26 protein-coding genes are annotated in these 20499 nt (G+C 53.7%); 10 read left to right on the top strand and 16 right to left on the bottom strand.

The genetic code is table 11. The features are described 5' to 3' along the window. Positions 1-22: 22 nt before the first annotated feature. Positions 23-262 (top strand): YceK/YidQ family lipoprotein, encoded by a 240-nt coding sequence (locus KI228_RS08980; RefSeq protein ID WP_394570992.1) that lies wholly within the window; start codon positions 23-25, stop codon positions 260-262. Here KI228_RS08980 and KI228_RS08985 read toward each other — a convergent pair whose 3' ends face one another. The 3 genes from KI228_RS08985 to KI228_RS08995 all read right to left on the bottom strand — a co-directional run bounded on the left by KI228_RS08985 (position 263) and on the right by KI228_RS08995 (position 3019). Next, positions 263-637, bottom strand: coding sequence for a MysB family protein (locus tag KI228_RS08985; protein WP_043001020.1), 375 nt, complete (start codon positions 635-637; stop codon positions 263-265). Positions 638-718: 81 nt separating this feature from the next. After that, the gene (mdtG, locus tag KI228_RS08990) at positions 719-1939 is read right to left on the bottom strand and encodes a multidrug efflux MFS transporter MdtG (protein ID WP_061070248.1); all 1221 of its coding nucleotides are present in this window, start codon (positions 1937-1939) and stop codon (positions 719-721) included. 159 nt (positions 1940-2098) lie between these two features. Beyond that, positions 2099-3019 carry a Kdo(2)-lipid IV(A) acyltransferase gene (locus tag KI228_RS08995; protein WP_044258041.1) on the bottom strand — a complete coding sequence of 307 codons (921 nt, stop codon included), beginning with the start codon at positions 3017-3019 and terminating at the stop codon, positions 2099-2101. Positions 3020-3243: 224 nt separating this feature from the next. Between KI228_RS08995 and trhO the strand changes: the two genes are divergently transcribed. Further along, positions 3244-4296: an oxygen-dependent tRNA uridine(34) hydroxylase TrhO gene (gene trhO, locus KI228_RS09000; RefSeq protein WP_061070247.1), complete on the top strand. Its 1053-nt coding sequence runs from the start codon at positions 3244-3246 to the stop codon at positions 4294-4296. A gap of 51 nt (positions 4297-4347) precedes the next feature. On the opposite strand, the gene KI228_RS09005 is transcribed toward trhO, so the two are convergent. From KI228_RS09005 to mdtH, 10 genes are all read right to left on the bottom strand, one after another. Then, positions 4348-4923, bottom strand: coding sequence for a YceI family protein (locus KI228_RS09005; protein WP_044258038.1), 576 nt, complete (start codon positions 4921-4923; stop codon positions 4348-4350). Beyond that, positions 4920-5492 (bottom strand): cytochrome b, encoded by a 573-nt coding sequence (locus KI228_RS09010; protein ID WP_044258037.1) that lies wholly within the window; start codon positions 5490-5492, stop codon positions 4920-4922. Before KI228_RS09010 ends, KI228_RS09005 begins: the two co-directional genes overlap by 4 nt. A 262-nt stretch (positions 5493-5754) precedes the next feature. Next, positions 5755-5868 (bottom strand): YceO family protein, encoded by a 114-nt coding sequence (locus KI228_RS09015; RefSeq protein WP_043001014.1) that lies wholly within the window; start codon positions 5866-5868, stop codon positions 5755-5757. 46 nt (positions 5869-5914) lie between these two features. Next, positions 5915-7036: an N-methyl-L-tryptophan oxidase gene (solA, locus tag KI228_RS09020; protein WP_061070246.1), complete on the bottom strand. Its 1122-nt coding sequence runs from the start codon at positions 7034-7036 to the stop codon at positions 5915-5917. Positions 7037-7151: 115 nt separating this feature from the next. After that, on the bottom strand, positions 7152-7406 hold the full coding sequence (gene bssS / locus KI228_RS09025) for a biofilm formation regulator BssS (RefSeq protein ID WP_043001951.1): 255 nt from the start codon (positions 7404-7406) through the stop codon (positions 7152-7154). 333 nt (positions 7407-7739) lie between these two features. After that, positions 7740-7985: a DNA damage-inducible protein I gene (dinI, locus tag KI228_RS09030; RefSeq protein WP_042319691.1), complete on the bottom strand. Its 246-nt coding sequence runs from the start codon at positions 7983-7985 to the stop codon at positions 7740-7742. A gap of 76 nt (positions 7986-8061) precedes the next feature. Continuing rightward, positions 8062-9108 (bottom strand): dihydroorotase, encoded by a 1047-nt coding sequence (gene pyrC / locus KI228_RS09035; RefSeq protein ID WP_061070245.1) that lies wholly within the window; start codon positions 9106-9108, stop codon positions 8062-8064. 102 nt (positions 9109-9210) lie between these two features. Beyond that, complete coding sequence (locus tag KI228_RS09040; protein ID WP_043001011.1) at positions 9211-9771, bottom strand: lipoprotein; 561 nt, start codon at positions 9769-9771, stop codon at positions 9211-9213. A 130-nt stretch (positions 9772-9901) separates the two neighbouring features. Beyond that, positions 9902-10549 (bottom strand): glutaredoxin 2, encoded by a 648-nt coding sequence (grxB, locus tag KI228_RS09045; protein ID WP_043001010.1) that lies wholly within the window; start codon positions 10547-10549, stop codon positions 9902-9904. A gap of 63 nt (positions 10550-10612) precedes the next feature. Beyond that, a complete protein-coding gene (gene mdtH, locus KI228_RS09050) occupies positions 10613-11821 on the bottom strand; it encodes a multidrug efflux MFS transporter MdtH (RefSeq protein ID WP_044258032.1) in 1209 nt (402 codons plus the stop codon). 292 nt (positions 11822-12113) lie between these two features. On the opposite strand from mdtH, the gene rimJ reads away from it, so the two are divergent. The 4 genes from rimJ to murJ all read left to right on the top strand — a co-directional run bounded on the left by rimJ (position 12114) and on the right by murJ (position 15926). Further along, a complete protein-coding gene (gene rimJ / locus KI228_RS09055; protein ID WP_043001008.1) occupies positions 12114-12698 on the top strand; it encodes a ribosomal protein S5-alanine N-acetyltransferase in 585 nt (194 codons plus the stop codon). Positions 12699-12707: 9 nt separating this feature from the next. After that, positions 12708-13355, top strand: coding sequence for a YceH family protein (locus KI228_RS09060; RefSeq protein WP_044266033.1), 648 nt, complete (start codon positions 12708-12710; stop codon positions 13353-13355). A gap of 1 nt (position 13356) precedes the next feature. Next, positions 13357-14280: a Gfo/Idh/MocA family protein gene (locus KI228_RS09065; protein ID WP_061070244.1), complete on the top strand. Its 924-nt coding sequence runs from the start codon at positions 13357-13359 to the stop codon at positions 14278-14280. Between the two features lie 110 nt (positions 14281-14390). Beyond that, a complete protein-coding gene (gene murJ, locus KI228_RS09070) occupies positions 14391-15926 on the top strand; it encodes a murein biosynthesis integral membrane protein MurJ (RefSeq protein ID WP_044258023.1) in 1536 nt (511 codons plus the stop codon). An 84-nt stretch (positions 15927-16010) separates the two neighbouring features. Here murJ and flgN read toward each other — a convergent pair whose 3' ends face one another. The 3 genes from flgN to flgA all read right to left on the bottom strand — a co-directional run bounded on the left by flgN (position 16011) and on the right by flgA (position 17485). Next, entirely contained in the window at positions 16011-16433 is a 423-nt protein-coding gene (gene flgN, locus KI228_RS09075) for a flagella biosynthesis chaperone FlgN (protein ID WP_044266030.1), read from the bottom strand. Between the two features lie 8 nt (positions 16434-16441). Continuing rightward, entirely contained in the window at positions 16442-16735 is a 294-nt protein-coding gene (flgM, locus tag KI228_RS09080; RefSeq protein ID WP_043001003.1) for a flagellar biosynthesis anti-sigma factor FlgM, read from the bottom strand. Between the two features lie 93 nt (positions 16736-16828). Next, positions 16829-17485 (bottom strand): flagellar basal body P-ring formation chaperone FlgA, encoded by a 657-nt coding sequence (gene flgA / locus KI228_RS09085; RefSeq protein WP_043001002.1) that lies wholly within the window; start codon positions 17483-17485, stop codon positions 16829-16831. Between the two features lie 156 nt (positions 17486-17641). On the opposite strand from flgA, the gene flgB reads away from it, so the two are divergent. The 4 genes from flgB to flgE are packed head-to-tail and all read left to right on the top strand — an operon-like array spanning position 17642 to position 20483. Further along, positions 17642-18058 (top strand): flagellar basal body rod protein FlgB, encoded by a 417-nt coding sequence (gene flgB, locus KI228_RS09090; protein ID WP_042319669.1) that lies wholly within the window; start codon positions 17642-17644, stop codon positions 18056-18058. A 3-nt stretch (positions 18059-18061) separates the two neighbouring features. Further along, positions 18062-18466 carry a flagellar basal body rod protein FlgC gene (gene flgC / locus KI228_RS09095; protein ID WP_043001001.1) on the top strand — a complete coding sequence of 135 codons (405 nt, stop codon included), beginning with the start codon at positions 18062-18064 and terminating at the stop codon, positions 18464-18466. A gap of 12 nt (positions 18467-18478) precedes the next feature. Then, on the top strand, positions 18479-19177 hold the full coding sequence (flgD, locus tag KI228_RS09100; RefSeq protein WP_043001000.1) for a flagellar hook assembly protein FlgD: 699 nt from the start codon (positions 18479-18481) through the stop codon (positions 19175-19177). A 25-nt stretch (positions 19178-19202) separates the two neighbouring features. After that, positions 19203-20483: a flagellar hook protein FlgE gene (gene flgE / locus KI228_RS09105; protein WP_043000999.1), complete on the top strand. Its 1281-nt coding sequence runs from the start codon at positions 19203-19205 to the stop codon at positions 20481-20483. Positions 20484-20499: the final 16 nt, after the last annotated feature.

Raw genomic sequence — 20499 nt, forward strand, 5'->3', positions numbered from 1 at the left:
TTTATACTGAAGAAAACGATTAATGAGGTATCACGTGCGAATCGTAGCGTTGGGCATCATGGTGATGCTGTTAAGCGGGTGCGGCAGCATTATCAGCCGGACAATCCCCGGACAGGGGCATGGCAACCAGTACTATCCGGGAGTGCAGTGGGATGTCCGGGATTCAGCATGGCGTTATGTCACTATCCTCGATCTGCCGTTCTCGCTGGTGTTTGACACGCTGCTGTTGCCGCTGGACATGCATCACGGCCCTTACGAGTAATTACCGTTCATCCCATTCATCGGCTGCGGTTTGACCCTCTTCGGTATCCAGGGGGGGCTCAAGCTGAAATTCGCCTTCATCCCATTCATGCAGTGTATTCTCTTCCAGCCACTCCTGGCGGATCTCTATCTCATCATAGTCGCCGTCAAAGACACTTTGCGCGGCCTCGCCACTGAGCATCGGCAGGCACTCGCCTTCTTCGCCTTCATCGGCAAAAAACTCGACCTGCCACATGATGTCGCCATCCTGTAGCACGTACTTCTGCACGTTGAACTGCTGTACATTGGCTTCGTCCTGTTCAAGCTCAGGATGGTCCGCCATAAATTCTTCACGGGCTGAGTCAATGGCTTCTTCCAGCGTTGCATACATGGTCATCTGAGTCTCCCTTTGATTTGATGAGGTAATCAGGGAAAGAATAGCTGATTCTCCGGTTATGCAAGTATGAATGCTGAAAAATCATCCCGCTGTTCGCGTGAGAGCACGACGGCGCAGGCTGTTCCAGGAATAAATGGCGTTAAACAATACCACCCCGGCAGTGACCAGGAAGACGGCACGGAAGCCGTAACTAGCGGAAATCGCTGCTCCCATGAGCGGGCCGGTGACGTTGCCGATATCGCGGAACGACTGGTTATAACTAAAGATGCGCCCGGCGATTTGGTTTGTGGAGTTATAGACCAGCAGCGTTTGTACCGCCGGCAGCAGCGCGCCGTCGGCAGCGCCCAGTAAAAAGCGCAGTACCGCCAGTTGCCACGGGGTCTGCACAAAAGACATCGGGATCAGCAGCAGAACGGAGAAGATTAGCGCCACAATGAGGATTTTCTCCGGTCCGATACGGTCGCCCAGCTTGCCTAATCTTGGCGCACTGAGCAATGCGGCGACGCCAGGTACGGAGGCAATCATCCCGCTAATAAACGCAATATTGCTGACGTTACCCGCCAGCTCCCGCACATAGAGGGTCAAAATCGGTGCAATGGAACCGGTCGCGACCTGAATAATCAGCGTGGTGACGAACAGGCTCAGCACCAGTTTCGGGTTTTTAAGCGTAGCAACCACTTCCCGGACGCGCAGCATCTCTTTCTTGCTGATGGGTTTGAAGTTTTCGCGAATAAAAAACAGCGTCAGTAAGAAACAGATCAGCAGTACCGTCGCGGTGATGAAGAAAACCGGGCGCAGGCCGTACTGGTCGGCAAGCAGGCCGCCCGCTAACGGGCCGAGTAATGCACCGCTGACGCCGCCGGTAGAGAGCGTTCCCAGCGCCCAACCGCTTTTATTGCGTGGGACCTGGGTGGCGATGAGGGCGTTGGCGTTGGGAATGAATCCGCCCAGCAACCCGAGCAGCGCGCGCAGCACCAGAAACTGCCAGATATTCTGCGCAAGGCCCATTAGCAGCATCACTATTGCCATCCCCAGCGCAGAGCGCAGCAGCATAATCTTTCTGCCTTTACGGTCGGCAAGCCCGCCCCAGAAGGGAGAGGCGATCGCAGAGAAAAGAAACGTAATACTAAAGACCAGTCCGGACCACATGTTGAGCGCACTGTGGCCCGTTACGCCGAGTTGTTCGACATAAAGTGGTAAAAATGGCATCACCAGGCTAAATGCGGCGCCGGTTAAGAAACAGCCGAGCCAGGTGACAGTGAGATTACGTTTCCAGTTTATGGGAGTATCAGAGGGTGACATAGCGATCCGCGTGTGATGCGCTGTTGGCGCGATCGGGCAAAAAACGAATATAAATTAAGCATATTCATTATGCGCCTGGATGCAGAGGGTCGCAATGTGGGGAGCTTTTATCGCTAAAAACGGTGAGAAAGCAGCCCAAAAGGGGCTGCTATGCAGGATTTAATAACGGGAAGGTACGCCAGCAGGACGTGTTTTGAAGCGGCGATGTAGCCACATGTACTGTTCTGGCGCCATCATGATGCACTTCTCAACAATCTTGTTCATCCAGGCGGCGGTGGTCTCTGCGTCATCCAGCGGCGGTGAGCATTCTGGCGGTAACATAATCAGCTGGTAGCCTTTGCCATCGGGCTTGCGACGCGGTACAAACGGCACCAGGCAGGCATTAGACATTCGCGCCAACATCCAGGTGCCGGAGGTGGTGGCTGCTTGTTCAACGGCAAAAAGCGGGACGAACACGCTGGCGCGCGGGCCATAATCGTGGTCCGGCGCATACCAGACCACTTCGCCTTTCTTCAGCGCCTTAATCATCCCTTTCAGATCCTTGCGATCGAGCATGGATTTGTTTGAGCGCATACGACCCCAGGTCTGGAGCCAGTCGATCAAGGGATTATCATTCGGGCGATAAACGCCGATGCCGGGTTCCTGCAAACCGAACTGACGCGCACCGAGTTCCAGGGTTAAAAAGTGCAGCCCCACCAGCAAAATACCGCGCTGCTGAGCCTGAACGTCACGAATATGCTCCATGCCGATCACTTCGGTCCAGCGGGCAATGCGACGATCGGACCAGAACCAGGCCATCCCGGTTTCCAGCAGGCCCATACCGACGGATTCAAAATTTTTAACCACCATCGCATGGCGGTCACGCTCACTCATTTCAGGGAAACAGAGCTCGAGGTTACGATATGCAATTTTCGTCCGCCGCTTCATCAGACGATACGCCAGGTGACCGATCATATGACCAAGGCGATAGAGTATCGGATAGGGCAACTGCACGACCAACCAAAGTGCGCCAATACCGAGCCAGGTTAACCAATACCGTGGATGCAGTAGTGCTGCGGAGAACTTAGGTAAATTCGTCATGTCTTTCCTGTTGTATACCTTAAAACGGGCAATTATCTGTATTGTTGCATTTTTTCGCCGTCAGAAAAAATTTGTGGCTCCGGAATGGCGATAAATTCAGCAAATGTTGTTAATTTTTTAGTTTGAAGAAAGAAATGTAGCGCAAAATGTATGGATGTAAATTGGCGCGGATTGCTATATGATGCCGCCGATTCTGATTTCACCTGCCGCAGGACCCGTACACCATGCCAGTGTTACATAACCGTATTTCCAATGATGCCCTCAAAGCCCGGATGCTGGCTGAAACTGAGCCGCGCACGACCATTTCGTTCTACAAATATTTTACCATCGCAGACCCGCAGGCCACACGCGATGCGTTGTATCAAAAGTTAACCGCGCTGAATGTTTTCGGTCGCATCTATCTGGCGCATGAAGGGATTAACGCCCAAATCAGCGTACCGCAAAGTCAGGTGGAGACGTTCCGCCAGCAGCTGTACGCCTTTGATCCGGCACTTGACGGCGTGCGTCTGAACATTGCGCTGGAAGATGACGGGAAATCCTTCTGGGTGCTGCGAATGAAAGTGCGTGAGCGGATTGTGGCAGATGGCATTGAGGACCCGAGTTTTGATGCCAGCGATGTCGGCGACTATCTCAAGGCCGCGGAAGTGAACGCGATGCTCGACGACCCGGATGCGCTGTTCATTGATATGCGTAACCACTACGAATACGAAGTGGGCCATTTTGAGAACGCGCTGGAAATCCCGGCCGACACGTTCCGCGAGCAGTTACCCAAAGCGGTCGAAATGATGCAGGAACACAAAGATAAAAAGATTGTGATGTACTGTACCGGCGGTATTCGCTGCGAAAAAGCCAGCGCCTGGATGAAGCACAATGGCTTCAGTAAAGTGTGGCACATTGAAGGCGGTATCATTGAATATGCACGCAAGGCCCGCGAGCAGGGGTTACCGGTACGTTTCATCGGCAAAAACTTTGTGTTTGATGAGCGCATGGGTGAGCGTATTTCAGATGAGGTGATTGCGCATTGTCATCAATGTGGTGCGCCGTGCGACAGCCACACCAACTGTAATAATGACGGCTGCCATCTGCTGTTTATTCAGTGCCCGGCATGTGCGCAAAAGTACAACGGCTGCTGTAGCGAGATCTGTTGCGAAGAGAGCGCATTACCTGAAGAAGAGCAACGTCGCCTGCGCGCAGGACGCGAGAACGGCAATAAAATCTTCAACAAGTCGCGTGGACGACTGAATACGAAACTGGGTATTCCGGATCCTGCCGAGTAATGGTGTGGCCGGATGGCGGCGACAACATCGCCATCCGGCATCATTCCTCGTTTACTTCTGCTGTACGCCTTCAACTGAGATAATCAACTCCACTTCCTGCGAGGCAGGACCCAGATCGGTGGTGATGTTGAAATCCTTCAGCTTGATTTTACCTTCGGCTTCGAAGCCTGCGCGTTTACCCCCCCACGGATCGTCACCCTGACCGATCATCTTCGCTTCCAGCGTCACCGGCTTTGTTACGCCGTTTAGCGTCAGATTCCCGGTGATATCCAGTTCGTCACCGTCTTTTTTCACGTTGGTGGAGGTGAATGTCGCCTGCGGGAATTTCGCGACATTGAGGAAATCAGCGCTGCGAAGATGTTTATCACGCTCGGCGTGATTGGTATCCACGCTGTTGGTGTTGATCGTCACATTCACTTTATCGGCGGCGGGATCCTTTTCATCAAAGGTAAAGGTTCCGTCGAAGTCTTTGAACGTGCCGTACAACCAGCTGTATCCCAGGTGCTGAATACGGAAATTAACAAAGGCATGTTGTCCTTCTTTGTCAATTTTATAATCCGCCGCGATGGCAGAACCGGTGGTGAACAGCAGAGAGGCGAGAGTTAAACCCAGCAGGCTTTTTTTCATTTTTGAGCTCCATAGTCAGATGACGACTTACCCAACATGCGATTCAGGGTGTCGTCTTTATCGATAAAGTGGTGTTTAAAGGCCATCAGGCCATGCAGAATGGAAAGAATAACGACGGTCCAGGCCAGCCACAGGTGTACGCTTCCGGCGAGATCGGCCTGAACGCCAGCATCCGCGAAGGTGGCCGGGACATCAAACCAGCCGAAAACGCTGATCGGTTTACCGTCCGCCGTCGAGATCAGATAACCGCTGATGACAATGCTAAACAGCAGCAGATATAGCGCGAGGTGGCCCAACGCTGCGCCAGCACGGGTCAGGGCCGAATAGCTTTTCAGCGCTTTCGGCGGTGGCGAGATCAGACGCCAGATGACCCGAACGACCAGGCCCATCATCAGCAGGATCCCGATGCTTTTGTGCAATTCCGGTCCCTGGTGATACCAGCCGTCGTAATAGCTCAACGTCACCATCCAGAGACCGAGTGCAAACATCCCGTAGACCACCAACGCGGTTAGCCAGTGAAGCATGGCGGAAATAAAACCATACCGTTGAGGCGTATTTGAAAATTGCATAAAAATTCCATTTCATATTTCAGGATTGAATGAAAATGGCCTGACAGAGACATAAATGCAACTAAAAAATAACACCGGGAGAGAGATTTAACGGTGATTCAATAATTTTGTATTAAGTGTAGATTTTGATTCAACGGATTCGTCAGAAATGACCGATTTATGACAGTTTGTGGGGGGTAGGGGATGGGTTTTGTCATTCAAAAAAACAAAACAAAAATTAGATAATTTTCAGTTTTTGTCAGTATTTGTCAATGCTGATGGCTCAGTAAAACAGGATATAAATAACATCAAGAATCGCCAGCAGCGACCACAAAATAACGTAGAGCATAAAATGCTCGCGAATATTGTTGACCAGATAAAGAAACAGACGACGCATATTGTAATCACCATTAAAAAGGCCTCATTACGAGGCCATTTAACGATTATGCCGTAAATCGGGAGAGTCTGAACGGCGTCAGGTCAAAAGCGGATGGCTTTTCCTGGGCAAAGTCAGCGGCAATTTCACCCAATACGGAGGCAAATTTAAAGCCGTGACCACTCAGCCCGGTCACGATCAGCGTGTTGTCATGGCCGGGCAGCGTGTCGATGATAAAGTCTTCATCCGGCGAGTTGTCGTAGGTGCAGGCCGCACCGTGCAGACAGCAACCCACTCCCGGAAGGATATTGCGCAGGAACGGGAATGCTTCAGATCCATCGCTGGCGACGCTGGCAAACGGTTTGCGTTCAGCTTCGGCGTGGATAAGTTGCCCGCCGTTGTGCTTACCGATTTTCAGTTCGTCGTTCTCCGCCGGGAAGCCGTAGTATTGATCGCCGTTGGGCAACTCACCGGTGAAGGCAGGAAACTTATTCTTGATGCTATAGCGGCCATCGGCCTGGTACCAGGCAAACACTTTTCGTACCGGCTGGATGGGAAGCTCGGGGAGCAAAGCCTGAACCCAGGTACCGGCGCTCACCAGCGCTTTCTTCGCGCTGTAATCGCCGTCAGCGGTTTCCACAGTGACCCCGCCGTCATCATCATGGTGAATGGCTGTGACCGGGCAGTTGAAGAGTTGAGCGCATCCTGCTTCTTCTGCCAGACGGATCCAGGTTTTGATCGCCAGTTCACTGCGTAAAAAACCGGAATCAGCTTCGAACAGGCCGGTGTAGTCTGCAGGTACGCGGATTACGGGCCAGCGCGCCATGATGGCGGCGGCATCCAGTTGTTCAACGTTCAGTTGCCACTGTTTTGCGCTGTGCGCGACATTTGCCAGGAAGGGCGAACCGGCGGGGCCAAGATTGATAACGCCGGAGCGGACGAAAATCGGCTCTTCATTTTGCGTGGAGAGTTCGTCCCATAGCGCCTGCGCACGCAGCACCAGCGGAACGTATTTTTCACCTTCGCCATAGGCGTGGCGGATCAACCGGGTGTCGCCGTGATGACTACCCTGTTGATGCGGTGGCATATGCGCGTCGGTCATCAGAACGTTTAACCCGGCGCGAGTGGCATAATAACCTGCGGCTGCCCCAACGGACCCGCTGCCTATAATGATTAAGTCGTATTTCATCAGTTTCTCTCTGCTGTCGCGTTTGATGCAGAGTAAATAAGTGAAATGCGTAATACAACCCAGAAATAGCAAAGGCACCCCGAAGGTGCCTTTTTAAGTGAGAATGTCCGTCTCGTTAATGCCGACGGTATTCGTTGGCCTGGTAATCGCCGGATTCGATTTTGGCTATGCCGGCTTCTAATATCGAAATAAATTGTCTGGCAACATCGGTGGTTAACCAGAGCGTTTGACCGACCTCTGTACCATCGGTTTCGGGACGATTTGGAGTCTGGTAGTGCAAACGCAGCATCAGCGCGTCATAGCTATCTACGGTGCTGATGTCCCATCCCACAAGCGGATGAGTCTGAATGACTTCATTATTCTTTTCCATCATGCCCCCTAATTCGTGTTACAAGACAACGGTTTTCGAGGTTCAATGCGTTTTTATCTGAAGCAACTTCAGTATATCAATAAATAAGGGTATTCACTGAGATTTTAAAGAGGGGGGAGCATAAATTTCTGCAAATTAAGAATTTGTGAGTAATTAATCACCATCTTGTTCATTCTTTTTAAGTATGTTGTGCAATAATTTTGAGTGGCTGGTGAAAATATAATCAATTCCGAAGGCAACGGAGAATACTAAATGATGCCGCAAAAAAGATTGCTTTAAAGATGAGAGAAAAAAGCCGGGGCGACCCGGCAAAGAGACTACGGCATAGCATTTTTATTCTTTAATGAACCAGTCGTCAGCGCTTTCCCAGGTTTCCTGAAGAATTTCGCTGATCCGTTCTTTATCTTCTTTCGTCGCGCCAATCACGGACAAATTATTCGCAGCGGCATAACGAACGGTCACGTTACCGTCGTTATCGGGAAAGTGGTGAGTAATACGGCGGGAGAGTTCACCTGCCAGGGCGTCAATAGCACCGGCAGGTAAAGGTGAAGTTTTAGCAATGGTGACTTCAATACGCATAATGGCCCCCTGTTGAATATACTGGTTATTTATACAGTCATCCTGGCCAGGTTACAACAGGCGGCATCGATTTTTTTTACTTTTTAATCGTCCAGCGTACCGTTTCGCCCCCGAGGAACGGCACCAGCGTATCGTCGGTCAGCGCGATGCTCTCCGGTACCTGCTGCTCTTCACGCACCAGTTCAACGAAAGTGTCATTGACCGGCAGGCCGTAGAATCGCGGACCGTTCAGTGAACAAAACGCTTCAAAGTGCGTCAGGGCATTCATCTCTTCAAACACGCTCGCGTAACTCGCCAGTGCCGTTGGCGCGTTAAAACATCCCGCGCAGCCACAGCTCGATTCCTTACGATGACGGGCATGTGGGGCTGAATCGGTGCCGAGGAAGGCACGCTCAAAGCCACTGGCAACCAGCTCACGCAGAGCGTGCTGGTGGACATTGCGTTTCAGAATTGGCAGGCAGTAGAGGTGTGGGCGAATACCGCCAACCAGCATGTGGTTACGGTTAAACATCAGGTGCTGCGGTGTAATCGTCGCAGCCAATAATTCGTTACCGTCACGGACATACTCCGCCGCATCTTTGGTAGTGATGTGCTCAAAGACCACTTTCAGCCCAGGCAGGCGCTGGCGCAGAGGCTCCATCACCGTCTCAATAAAGCGCGCTTCACGGTCAAAAATATCGATATCGGCGTGGGTGACTTCGCCATGCACCAGCAGCGGCATCCCGAGTTTTTCCATGCGTTCAAGTACTGGCATGATCGCATCAATGGAGGTGACCCCGTGACTGGAGTTGGTGGTGGCGTTTGCCGGATAGAGTTTGGCTGCGGTGAACACGCCTTCGCGAAAGCCGCGTTCCAGTTCAGCGGGATCCAACGTGTCCGTTAAATAGCAGGTCATCAGCGGCGTGAAGGAATGTCCGGCAGGGACCGCATCAAGGATGCGCTGGCGGTAGGCAATTGCCGCATCTACCGTGGTGATCGGCGGCGCCAGGTTAGGCATCACAATCGCACGTGCATAAACATCGCTGGTATACGGCACGACCGTTTTTAACATTTCGCCGTCGCGAAGGTGAAGGTGCCAGTCATCTGGGCGGCGGATCTTTAAAACCTGGGAGGGTGCTGTCATCAATATGCTCCGGCTGGGGGATGTCATTTTTGCCGGAAACAAAGGATAAGGGGAAACGTTTTCGTTTGCACGTAAAAAAAGGCGCCGCAGCGCCTTTGTCGTTTAATCGGTGAACGGGATGATGATTTCGCCCGGCTTCACCTCAATGCCTTTGGCGTACTTTTTCGCCAGCGCTTCGCCTTTGCTGCTGTCTTCGCGCAGGACATACGCTGGCTGCTGGTTAAAGTAATTACGCAGTGACTGATTGAGATAAGGCATCAGGGTTTGCAGCACTGACTGCATTTTTTCCGGCGTCACGGTGGCATCCACCACTTCCATTTCCTGCAGGAAGATGGCCCCTTTTTCTTTATTAAAGACTGGCAGCGCTTTCAGTTTTAGCTTAATGGTTGCTTTCTGACTGCCAAACAGCGAATTCATATCCAGCTTTGCATCGCCGGTCAGCGTCACTTTGTTCGGCTCTTCACGACCGATCTGGCTGGAGAGGTTATTGAGGACGATATGCGCATCGGCAACGCCCGGAAGCCCGATATCTTTGGCAAAGTTGTTGCGTTTTTCGAGCGCCTGATTAATTTCTTGTTCGCTTACGGTGTACTGTGTGAGCTGATTACAGCCGGTCAACAGGCCGCCAACTATCAACGCGGCAGCAAAAAAAATCTTCTTCATGGGGTTCCTCTACACGATGCGATCGTCTTAATCCTGACATAACGCAGCATGTGTCACCAGCGCGAACTTCGCCAGTAGAAAAAACTGAAAAAAGCGGCAGCCTGTATGATTCAGCCACCGCCGGTAAACGTTAAATCGCCATTGATGATAACAGATTGATCTGCGTCTGTTTCGCCATATTGTCGCGATAGTCAGCAACCCGTGTCGGCCAGTTGATACCGGCCACCAGTGTCAGATTACGCAACAGGGGAAATAACTGGATGTCGTCTTCGGAAAGCTCACCGTTTACACCATTGGGTTGCACAATGCGCTTATCCAGTGTGCGCAAATCCTCACTGATTTTTTTGGTCAGGCCAGCGGAATGGGCAAGATGGTCGGCAAAACTGCCAATCATCGCCTCTTTTTTCTCAGTAAAGTATTTGCGTGCCGAAGGGGTGGAAAACTCATCAAACGCAGATTTTGCAAAACGCGGCAGCAGCAGGTGATTGGCGTAGCTGTTCACTTTGCGCAGCCACTCGTCAATAGCAGGATTTTTCTTGCCGGTGAGCAGCGGTTTGCCATCCAGTTGATCGACGTAATGGACGATGTCCATGCTTTCCGGTAGATAGCGGCTGTCGTCTTTTTGCAGAATGGGCACCATTTTCTGGCCAATCATTCGGGTTGGGGTTTCGTCATCGTCGTTGGCCAGGACAATCAGTTCGACGGGGATGTTTTTGAGGCCAAAAATCATGCGAGCTTTGATGCAGAAAGGGCAGTGATCGTAAATATAAAGCTTCACGTTTCTCCTCCATTTGACTGTCAGTTCCCTTTCAGTATGGAGGAGACACGCACAGGTATCAAATCAGGCGCCGGGTTCCAGCATGCCGCGCGGCGTGCGTTTATGGCTAAACTGCCAGCCCAGCGCCAGGAAAGTGATGAAGCCAATGATCCCCAGCATCATCCAGGGTAACTCGGGTTGCTGGAGCAGTTTCCCCATATCAAACAGCCAGCCGCCGCCGATATACCCGATGGCACCACCTATGGCTAACCCCAGACGGCTAAAGCCCATATAGCTACCGCGCGCACGGGCATCCGACAGCGAGGCGCTGAGCGTTTCACGGGCGGGTTCAGCAATAATCGAACCGATATAGAAAGTGCAAATCAGCGTGAACAACTGCTGCAAGTCACTCACCAACCCCACGGGTAACATGCTCAGTGACATCAGCAGCAGGCCCGCCATCAGGCGATGCTCAAGACGAAACCGTTTCTCACTCCAGCGCGCAATGGGGTAGAGCAGCGTCAGCGAAAGGCAGGCTTCAATGGCATACATCCATTTCACCGCGGAAGGTGAACCGGCGATGTCATTGACCATAATGGGTAGCATCAGCATGACCTGCACCGCCAGCATGTAATAGCCCGCCAGCGTCAGCACATAGGTGACGAAGCGTTTATCACTGAGCACCCGACTCATTCCTTCCCGTACCGGAATACGCACAGTAGAGAGTTTCCACGCGGGCAGCAGCCAGGCGTTAAAGGCGGCGCAGAGCACGAACAATATTGCCCCGGTCGCGCAAACCAGACGGAAGTCATACTGCAACAACCAACTGCCTAACAGCGCGCCGATAACCGCCCCTGCGCTGTCCTGCATCATCAATATTGAGAAGAAGCGACCCCGCTGATGCGGGCGAATCAGCTTCACCACCAATGCCGAGCGCGGCGGATCGAACAGCGTGCCGCCGAGACCGGACAGGAAACAGGAGAACCACAAAAGCCAGGGTTCATGGGCGATCCCCATGGTGGCAAACCCGGCGGCGCGCATCAGCATGCCGGTGACGATCATCGGTTTCGCGCCAAAACGGTCGGCAATCGCGCCGCCAAAAATGCCCAGTCCCTGTTGAATAAACTGACGCAGACCCAGCGCAATGCCGACCATCACGGCGGCCCAGCCCATTTGGTCGACGAAGCGAATTGAGATCAGCGGGAACACGACGAAAAAGCCCAACACGACCAGCATATTATCGATGAGCAGGAAAGTTTTACCCAGGTTCCTGGCCTGCGAGACACGCGACATTTCCCCTCCCGGGAAACACTCGTCATTCTTCGAGTTGCGCGGAATTTGCGGCATTCGAATGATTGAGAGTAGATAAAGCGAAGTATCTCCTATTCTGCGGCTTTGCTGCCTTTTTGCCCACCCTCGCCGGGACAATATTTTTTTATCAAAAGTCCATCTTGATAGAGAGCTTTCATCAAAATGGCGGAATAATTCAAAAAATGGCAAATTGCACTTTTCACAGGGTGGTTTTGCACAGGTATAGTAAGTCAATCAGGGTGTAACGGCGATTCAGGAAGGAGTAGGAATAAATATGTTTGGCTATCGCAGTAACGTGCCAAAAGTGCGCTTAACCACCGACCGCCTGGTCGTGCGTTTAGTGCATGAGCGTGATGCCTGGCGTCTGGCAGATTATTACGCGGAAAATCGTCATTTCTTAAAACCCTGGGAACCGATTCGTGATGAAAGCCACTGCTATCCCTCCGGCTGGCAGGCGCGGCTGAGCATGATTGCCGAATTTCATAAGCAAGGTTCCGCCTATTACTTTGCGCTGCTGGACCCGGATGAAAAAGAGGTCATTGGGGTAGCGAATTTTTCTAACGTGGTGCGGGGGTCTTTCCATGCCTGCTATCTGGGGTATTCCATTGCGCAGAAATGGCAGGGGCAGGGGCTGATGTTTGAAGCGCTGACCGCCGCGATTCGTTATATGCAACGCACGCAACATATTCATCGCATTATGGCGAATTACATGCCGCACAATAAACGCAGCGGTGATTTACTGGCGCGACTTGGCTTTGAAAAAGAAGGCTACGCAAAAGATTATCTGTTGATTGACGGGCAATGGCGCGACCACGTGCTGACGGCGTTAACGACATCAGAATGGACCGCAGGTCGGTGAGGACACCCTATGAAATATGAATTAACTGCCGCTGAAGCCCGTGTGATTGGCTGTCTGCTCGAAAAACAGGTCACGACGCCTGAGCAATATCCGCTCTCCGTAAATGGCGTGGTCACCGCCTGCAATCAGAAAACCAACCGTGAACCGGTGATGAATATGGCGGAGCACGAGGTGCAGGAGCACCTCGACAATCTGGTGAAGCGCCATTTTCTGCGCACGGTCAGCGGCTTTGGTAGCCGCGTCACCAAGTATGAGCAGCGTTTCTGTAACTCGGAGTTTGGCAACCTGAAATTGAGCTCCGCGGAGGTGGCGCTGGTGACGACACTGCTGCTACGCGGTGCGCAGACGCCGGGCGAATTGCGCAGTCGCGCCTCGCGAATGTATGAGTTCAGCGATATGGCGGAAGTCGAGGCAACGCTGGAACGCCTGGCAACGCGGGAAGACGGCCCTTATGTCGTCCGTCTGGCGCGCGAACCGGGTAAGCGTGAAAGCCGTTATATGCATCTGTTCTGTGGCGCCGTGCAGGAGCCGGTTGCCCTGGCCGATGAGCCACAGGCGGTGACGGGAGATCTACAGGCCCGCGTCGAGGTGCTGGAAAGCGAAGTCGCCGCGCTGAAACAGCGCCTCGAGTCGCTACTGGAACATCTGGGAGAATAACGTGACAACATTACGTATCGGGGTGGTGGGGCTTGGGGGCATCGCCCAGAAGGCCTGGTTACCCGTGCTTGGCGCCGCCAGCGACTGGACGCTACAGGCCGCCTGGTCGCCGTCGCGTGAAAAAGCGGAGAAAATCTGCGCAGCCTGGCGCATTCCGTATGCCGGTTCGCTGACCGATCTTGCCGCGGGCTGCGACGCGGTGTTTGTCCACTCCAGCACGGCAACCCATTACGCCGTCGTCAGTGAATTACTCAATGCCGGCGTTCATGTCTGCGTTGATAAGCCGCTGGCGGAAAATTTACGTGATGCTGAGCGGCTGGTGGCGTTAGCGGCGAAGAAAAATCTGACGCTGATGGTCGGTTTCAATCGTCGCTTTGCGCCACGGTATCGAGAGCTGAAGACGGAACTGGGGACGGCGGCGTCTCTGCGGATGGATAAACACCGTAGCGACAGCGTGGGGCCTCACGATCTGCGGTTCACGCTGCTGGATGATTATTTGCATGTCGTTGACACCGCACTGTGGCTGGCGGGCGGCAACGCCCAGCTCAGCAGCGGGACGCTACAAACCAACGACGCGGGCGAGATGCTGTATGCAGAGCACCATTTCGCGACCAGTCAGTTGCAAATCACCACCAGTATGCATCGCCGGGCGGGCAGTCAGCGAGAGAGCGTACAGGCGGTGACCGATGGCGGGCTGATTGACGTGACGGATATGCGCGAGTGGCGTGAAGAGCGCGGGCAGGGTGTCTTGCACAAACCGGTTCCTGGCTGGCAAACCACGCTTGAACAGCGTGGATTCGTGGGGTGCGCACGCCATTTTGTGGGATGCGTACAAAATCAGACGGTTCCGGAAACCGCGGGCGAGCAGGCGATCCTTGCCCAGCGCGTGGTGGAAAAGCTGTGGCGCGAGGCGATGAGCGAATAATCACCTGTAACATCTGGCGGTAGTAATTCACCATAATCCAGGTAGACTAAGCGCCTCTTCCAACGCCTGCACTGCAGGCGTTTTGCCGTAGGGTCTGGAATAAAAAAGCAATGAACCTATTAAAATCGCTGGCCGCCGTCAGCTCAATGACGATGTTTTCACGTGTGCTGGGTTTTGCACGTGATGCGATTGTCGCCAGAATCTTTGGTGCCGGGATGGCAACCGATGCCTTTTTTGTGGCATTCAAATTACCTAACCTGCTACGCCGCATATTTGCGGAGGGCGCTTTTTCTCAGGCCTTTGTCCCTATTCTGGCGGAATATAAAAGCAAGCAGGGCGAAGACGCCACTCGCGTGTTTGTCTCTTACGTGTCGGGACTGCTGACGCTGGCGCTTGCTGTGGTCACCGTTGCCGGGATGCTGGCCGCCCCATGGGTGATTATGGTGACGGCGCCGGGGTTTGCCGACACCGCCGATAAATTCGCGTTAACCACCAAACTGCTGCAAATCACCTTTCCATACATCTTACTGATCTCGCTGGCGTCGCTGGTCGGAGCGATCCTCAATACCTGGAACCGCTTCTCCATTCCGGCGTTTGCCCCCACGTTTTTGAACATCAGCATGATCGGTTTCGCGCTGTTCGCCGCGCCGTATTTTAATCCACCGGTGCTGGCGCTGGCATGGGCGGTAACCGTTGGCGGCGTGCTGCAACTGGTGTATCAGCTTCCGCATCTGAAGAAAATCGGCATGCTGGTGCTGCCGCGGATTAACTTCCGCGATGCGGGGGCGATGCGGGTTGTGAAGCAAATGGGCCCGGCGATACTCGGCGTCTCCGTCAGCCAGATCTCACTGATCATTAACACCATTTTCGCCTCTTTTCTCGCGTCTGGTTCCGTTTCGTGGATGTACTATGCGGACCGCCTGATGGAGTTTCCGTCGGGGGTACTGGGCGTGGCGCTGGGGACCATTCTGCTGCCTTCACTGTCGAAGAGCTTTGCAAAAGGCGACCATGACGAATATTGCCGCCTGATGGACTGGGGATTGCGTCTGTGCTTTTTGCTGGCGCTGCCGAGTGCGGTGGCGATTGGGATCCTGTCTGGCCCCTTGATTACGTCATTATTCCAGTACGGTAAATTCACGGCCTTCGATGCGCTGATGACGCAGCGTGCGTTGATTGCTTATTCCGTAGGGCTGATGGGGCTGATTGTGGTGAAAGTGCTGGCACCGGGCTTTTATTCGCGGCAGAACATCAAAACGCCGGTTAAGATCGCCATTGTGACGCTTATCATGACCCAGTTGATGAACCTTGCGTTTATTGGACCGTTGAAGCACGCCGGGCTGTCGCTGTCGATTGGTCTTGCCGCCTGTCTGAACGCGGGACTGCTGTACTGGCAACTGCGTAAGCAGAACATTTTCACCCCGCAACCGGGGTGGATGGGGTTTCTGATTCGCCTCGTTATCGCCGTACTGGTGATGTCAGCCGTGCTGGTTGGCATGTTGCATATTATGCCGGAGTGGTCGCTGGGGACTATGCCGTGGCGTCTGCTTCGCCTGATGGCGGTGGTTGTGGCCGGCATTGCCGCCTACTTTGCCGCACTGGCGGTGATGGGCTTTAAAGTGAAAGAGTTTGCGCGCCGGACGGTGTAATCACGATGCCTGATGGCGCTTTGCTTATTCGGCCTACAGAACGCTGTAGGCTGAAAAAGGCGAAACGCCGCCATCTGGTAATCATCAAATAGAAAATTTTTTCCCGCCGCGAGAGGCAGAAGAGGGTTGACCGTTCGCGCCGTACAGCGACGGTTCCTGATAGGGCTTTAAAACCTCAAGCGCCTGTTGATTGCGCTGAATCTGATCTTCCAGCAGCCAGCCGTTGTGTTGGTTCAGATCGCGTAAGTGCTGCGTTTTATCGGTAATCGCTTTCCAGCGCTCGGCGACGTCATTATTCGCGCTATGCTGCGGGTCTTGTTCCAGCCGTCGCTGCTGTTCCAGATAATCCAGGGTCGCCAGCAGAGAACTCTTTTCTTCTGTAATACGCTGCAGCTGGCTACCGTTAATGTGGCCAACGGAAAGTTGTTGCTGTTCGGCATCCATTACCGTTTTCAGGTCATTCAGGACAGCCGTCATCTGATCGAGTATTTCTGACAAGCGCGTCATACGGTCAGTTACTCACTCTGGAGATAGCTCTGCGTCTCGCGGATCAGCGAGTCGGCGATTTTCCCCGTGTCCATCTTCAGCTCACCGTTACGAATAGCGGTTTTCAGTGCTTCAACACGTTCCATATTGATATCGTTCACGCCGGGCTGCATCAGTTTTGCCTGAGCATCGCTTAACGTCACGCTGGTGCTGGTTGCCGTCGAGGTTTTTTCCTGACGCGCTTTGAGGACCGGTGTATCCGTATTTTCACGCGCCTGAACGGTGCTAACGGGTTTCAAAGGTGAGGTACGGTCAATGCTCATTTTTATCATCCTCATCGAGGGGTTATGCTGTAGCGGCCAGCTATCATCGAATGTGTAATCACTATCGGCAGCCGCAACAAAATCTTTAACTCATTATAGGTTAATAAGAATATTCCCATCAGGATCGACTATGCCACTGACAATCTGACCCGATAACATTCTCACTCGTGCGTTCTGCGCGACCGCCGCATTGTTCAGCGCTTTACCTTCCGCATTGACGCTAAATCCATCGCCATTGGCAACGACCTGCACGCGCTGTCCGGCTTTAATGCGCCACGCCTGGCGCAACATATTGAGCTGGATGGCCTGTCCCGGCGCGAGATCGCGCAGGCTCACCGCATCCTGAACCTGGCTGATATCCAGCACGGTACGGGGGGGGAGCTGATCAAGGCGTCCGCGTTTTAGTGTGACGCTGGCCGGGCCAAGCGTGCCGCCACGCGCAACGGACGCGGCTGCGACTACGTAGTTTCCCGTCGCCTGCACGTTGACCTGCAGATAACGTTTTTCATTGGCGCAACGTGCCAGCACATTCACGTTTCCCCACAGTTTTGCCCCGGTCATGCTGAACGCCGGTGTGTCGCAATGCGGCAACAGGTTGGGGGGCGTTCGCACGGTCACGACCACATCATCGCTGAATCCGGCCAGACGCTGTCCGAACCAGTCGTTCAACTGCGCATTCAAATCCTGGGCCAGCGTCAGGGGACTGAACAGCAGCGCCAGCATGGCTAATCCACGTTTTAACGTTTGCATCGTCACCTCCCGCCGTTTTCGCAATGACAGGATTCTACCCGTGTGACGCAACCATCAACGCAATAAATAGCGACCCATTTTGCGTTTATTCCAGCGATAACGCGCGCGTAATGGGATTTAAGCTGTCGGCTGAATTTTGTCATCTGCGGAGGAGATATGCTCGATAAGCTCGACGCCGCCTTACGTTTTCAACAGGAAGCGCTGAATCTGCGCGCCCAACGGCAAGAGGTGTTGGCCGCTAACATTGCGAACGCCGATACGCCGGGGTATCAGGCGCGCGACATGGATTTTGCCAGTGAGTTAAAAAAAGTCATGGTGCGCGGACGGCAAGAAACCAGCGGTGTGTCGCTGGCATTAACCTCCGCACAGCATATTCCCGCCCAGGCCATCACCGCACCGTCTACGGATTTGCTCTACCGCATTCCCGACCAGCCTTCACTCGACGGCAATACCGTCGATATGGACCGGGAGCGCACGCAGTTTGCGGATAACAGCCTGAAGTACCAGATGAGCCTGACTGCCTTGAGTGGGCAGATTAAAGGCATGATGAACGTGCTACAGGGGGGGAACTAATCCGTGGCGCTGCTGAATATTTTTGATATTGCCGGTTCGGCATTAACGGCGCAGTCCAAGCGCCTTAACGTGGCCGCCAGTAATCTGGCCAACGCCGACAGCGTCACGGGACCGGATGGTCAACCGTATCGCGCAAAGCAGGTTGTCTTCCAGGTGGATGCCGCTCCCGGTGCAGTAACGGGGGGCGTGAAAGTGTCGGACGTCATTGAGAGCCAGGCGCCGGACAAACTGGTCTATGAACCCGGTAACCCGCTGGCCGATGCCAATGGCTACGTGAAGATGCCTAACGTCGATGTGGTCGGTGAGATGGTTAATACCATGTCAGCTTCCCGCAGCTATCAGGCGAACGTCGAAGTCCTCAACACCGTTAAAAGCATGATGCTTAAGACGCTGACACTGGGCCAGTAAAAGGAGACAGCCATGTCAATTGCGGTAAACGTTAACGATCCGACCAACACCGGTGTGAAAAGCAGCAGCAACGGGAGTTCCCTGTCGGGCAGCAATGCCGCCGATCTGCAAAGCAGCTTTCTGACGCTGCTGGTGGCGCAACTGAAAAACCAGGACCCGACCAACCCGATGCAGAACAACGAGCTGACCACACAGCTCGCGCAGATCAGTACCGTCAGCGGTATTGAGAAACTGAATACGACCCTGGGGTCGATCTCCGGACAGATCGACAACAACCAGTCACTACAGGCCAGTACGCTGATTGGTCATGGTGTGATGATCCCGGGTACCACCGTTCTGGCGGGCAAAGGCACCGAAGAGGGAGCCACCACCACCACCACGCCGTTTGGCGTTGAGCTGCAACAGCCGGCTGACAAAGTCACCGCCACCATTACCGACAAAGACGGCAAAGTGGTGCGCACAATTGAGATTGGCGCGCTGAAGGCGGGTGTTCATACCTTTACCTGGGACGGCACTCTGACGGATGGCACCACGGCGGTGAACGGCTCGTATAACGTGGCGATTCACGCCAGCAACGGCTCGACGCAACTGGTGGCGCAGCCCTTGCAGTTTGCGCTGGTACAAGGGGTGATTCGCAGCAATGGCGGTAACACCCTGGATCTGGGCACTTACGGAACCACCACCCTCGACGAAGTACGGCAGATAATCTAAGCCTTTACACTAATCAGGAGTCATCATGGCTTTTTCACAAGCGGTTAGCGGCCTGAATGCCGCAGCCACCAACCTCGATGTCATTGGTAACAACATCGCCAACTCCGCGACCTATGGTTTTAAATCCGGTGCGGCGTCTTTTGCGGATATGTTTGCCGGTTCTAAAGTCGGTCTGGGCGTAAAAGTCGCTGGCATTACTCAGGACTTTACTGATGGTACGACCACCAACACCGGTCGCGGTCTGGATGTCGCTATCAGCCAGAACGGTTTTTTCCGTCTGGTCGACAGCAATGGCTCAGTTTTCTACAGCCGTAACGGCCAGTTCAAACTGGATGAAAACCGTAACCTGGTCAACATGCAGGGCATGCAACTGACCGGCTATCCGGCAACGGGTACGCCGCCGACCATTCAGCAAGGGGCAAACCCGGGTCCGATCACCATCCCGAATACCCTGATGGGGGCGAAAAGCACCGACACGGCGGCAATGCAGATCAACCTGAACTCGACGGACAAGATTCCGGCGAACACGCCTTTCAAACCAACCGATGCTGACAGCTACAACAAACGTGCACCCGTGACGGTGTTCGACAGCCAGGGTAATCAACATGACATCAACCTGTTTTACGTTAAAACGGGTGATAACACATGGGATATCTGGACGCAGGATTCCAGCGTCGCCAACTCGCCGTTGGTGAAGTCCGCGCAGATGACATTCGACAAGAACGGCGGTCTGGATAACGTAAAAGAATATACTGAAGTTGCGCCTGTTCCACCTGCCACTGAACCAACCTGGACGCTTGGCGCGGCAAATGCCACACCGTCATTCTCCATTACTACCGGTACAGTCAATGGCGCGGTTCCTGCGACCTTCACCCTCAGCCTGCAAAACTCCATGCAGCAGAACACCGGGACTAACGCCGTTATCGCCACCACGCAGAACGGCTACAAGCCGGGCGATTTGGTTAGCTATCAGATTAACGACGATGGCACCGTCGTCGGAAACTACTCCAACGAACAGAAGCAGGTGCTGGGGCAGATCGTGCTGGCGAACTTTGCCAATAACGAAGGTCTGGCCTCTCAGGGCGATAACGTCTGGGCCGCCACGCAGGCGTCCGGTGTGGAACTGCTGGGAACGGCGGGAACGGGTAACTTCGGTAAGCTGACCAACGGTGCGCTGGAGTCTTCGAACGTGGATCTGAGTAAAGAACTGGTGAACATGATCGTCGCCCAGCGTAACTATCAGTCGAACGCGCAGACCATCAAGACCCAGGACCAGATCCTCAACACGCTGGTTAACCTGCGCTAAGCGCCTGACGGGATAA

The organism is Citrobacter amalonaticus (genome assembly GCF_018323885.1).
In the GTDB taxonomy this organism is placed as follows: Bacteria; Pseudomonadota; Gammaproteobacteria; order Enterobacterales; family Enterobacteriaceae; genus Citrobacter_A; species Citrobacter_A amalonaticus.

Bases quoted from the DNA above. Each gene is read 5' to 3' on its own strand.
- KI228_RS08980 (WP_394570992.1), top strand. From the start codon at position 23: ATGAGGTATCACGTGCGAATCGTAGCGTTGGGCATCATGGTGATGCTG.
- KI228_RS08985 (WP_043001020.1), bottom strand. From the start codon at position 637: ATGACCATGTATGCAACGCTGGAAGAAGCCATTGACTCAGCCCGTGAA.
- mdtG (WP_061070248.1), bottom strand. From the start codon at position 1,939: ATGTCACCCTCTGATACTCCCATAAACTGGAAACGTAATCTCACTGTC.
- KI228_RS08995 (WP_044258041.1), bottom strand. From the start codon at position 3,019: ATGACGAATTTACCTAAGTTCTCCGCAGCACTACTGCATCCACGGTAT.
- trhO (WP_061070247.1), top strand. From the start codon at position 3,244: ATGCCAGTGTTACATAACCGTATTTCCAATGATGCCCTCAAAGCCCGG.
- KI228_RS09005 (WP_044258038.1), bottom strand. From the start codon at position 4,923: ATGAAAAAAAGCCTGCTGGGTTTAACTCTCGCCTCTCTGCTGTTCACC.
- KI228_RS09010 (WP_044258037.1), bottom strand. From the start codon at position 5,492: ATGCAATTTTCAAATACGCCTCAACGGTATGGTTTTATTTCCGCCATG.
- KI228_RS09015 (WP_043001014.1), bottom strand. From the start codon at position 5,868: ATGCGTCGTCTGTTTCTTTATCTGGTCAACAATATTCGCGAGCATTTT.
- solA (WP_061070246.1), bottom strand. From the start codon at position 7,036: ATGAAATACGACTTAATCATTATAGGCAGCGGGTCCGTTGGGGCAGCC.
- bssS (WP_043001951.1), bottom strand. From the start codon at position 7,406: ATGGAAAAGAATAATGAAGTCATTCAGACTCATCCGCTTGTGGGATGG.
- dinI (WP_042319691.1), bottom strand. From the start codon at position 7,985: ATGCGTATTGAAGTCACCATTGCTAAAACTTCACCTTTACCTGCCGGT.
- pyrC (WP_061070245.1), bottom strand. From the start codon at position 9,108: ATGACAGCACCCTCCCAGGTTTTAAAGATCCGCCGCCCAGATGACTGG.
- KI228_RS09040 (WP_043001011.1), bottom strand. From the start codon at position 9,771: ATGAAGAAGATTTTTTTTGCTGCCGCGTTGATAGTTGGCGGCCTGTTG.
- mdtH (WP_044258032.1), bottom strand. From the start codon at position 11,821: ATGTCGCGTGTCTCGCAGGCCAGGAACCTGGGTAAAACTTTCCTGCTC.
- rimJ (WP_043001008.1), top strand. From the start codon at position 12,114: ATGTTTGGCTATCGCAGTAACGTGCCAAAAGTGCGCTTAACCACCGAC.
- KI228_RS09060 (WP_044266033.1), top strand. From the start codon at position 12,708: ATGAAATATGAATTAACTGCCGCTGAAGCCCGTGTGATTGGCTGTCTG.
- murJ (WP_044258023.1), top strand. From the start codon at position 14,391: ATGAACCTATTAAAATCGCTGGCCGCCGTCAGCTCAATGACGATGTTT.
- flgN (WP_044266030.1), bottom strand. From the start codon at position 16,433: ATGACGCGCTTGTCAGAAATACTCGATCAGATGACGGCTGTCCTGAAT.
- flgM (WP_043001003.1), bottom strand. From the start codon at position 16,735: ATGAGCATTGACCGTACCTCACCTTTGAAACCCGTTAGCACCGTTCAG.
- flgA (WP_043001002.1), bottom strand. From the start codon at position 17,485: ATGCAAACGTTAAAACGTGGATTAGCCATGCTGGCGCTGCTGTTCAGT.
- flgB (WP_042319669.1), top strand. From the start codon at position 17,642: ATGCTCGATAAGCTCGACGCCGCCTTACGTTTTCAACAGGAAGCGCTG.
- flgD (WP_043001000.1), top strand. From the start codon at position 18,479: ATGTCAATTGCGGTAAACGTTAACGATCCGACCAACACCGGTGTGAAA.
- flgE (WP_043000999.1), top strand. From the start codon at position 19,203: ATGGCTTTTTCACAAGCGGTTAGCGGCCTGAATGCCGCAGCCACCAAC.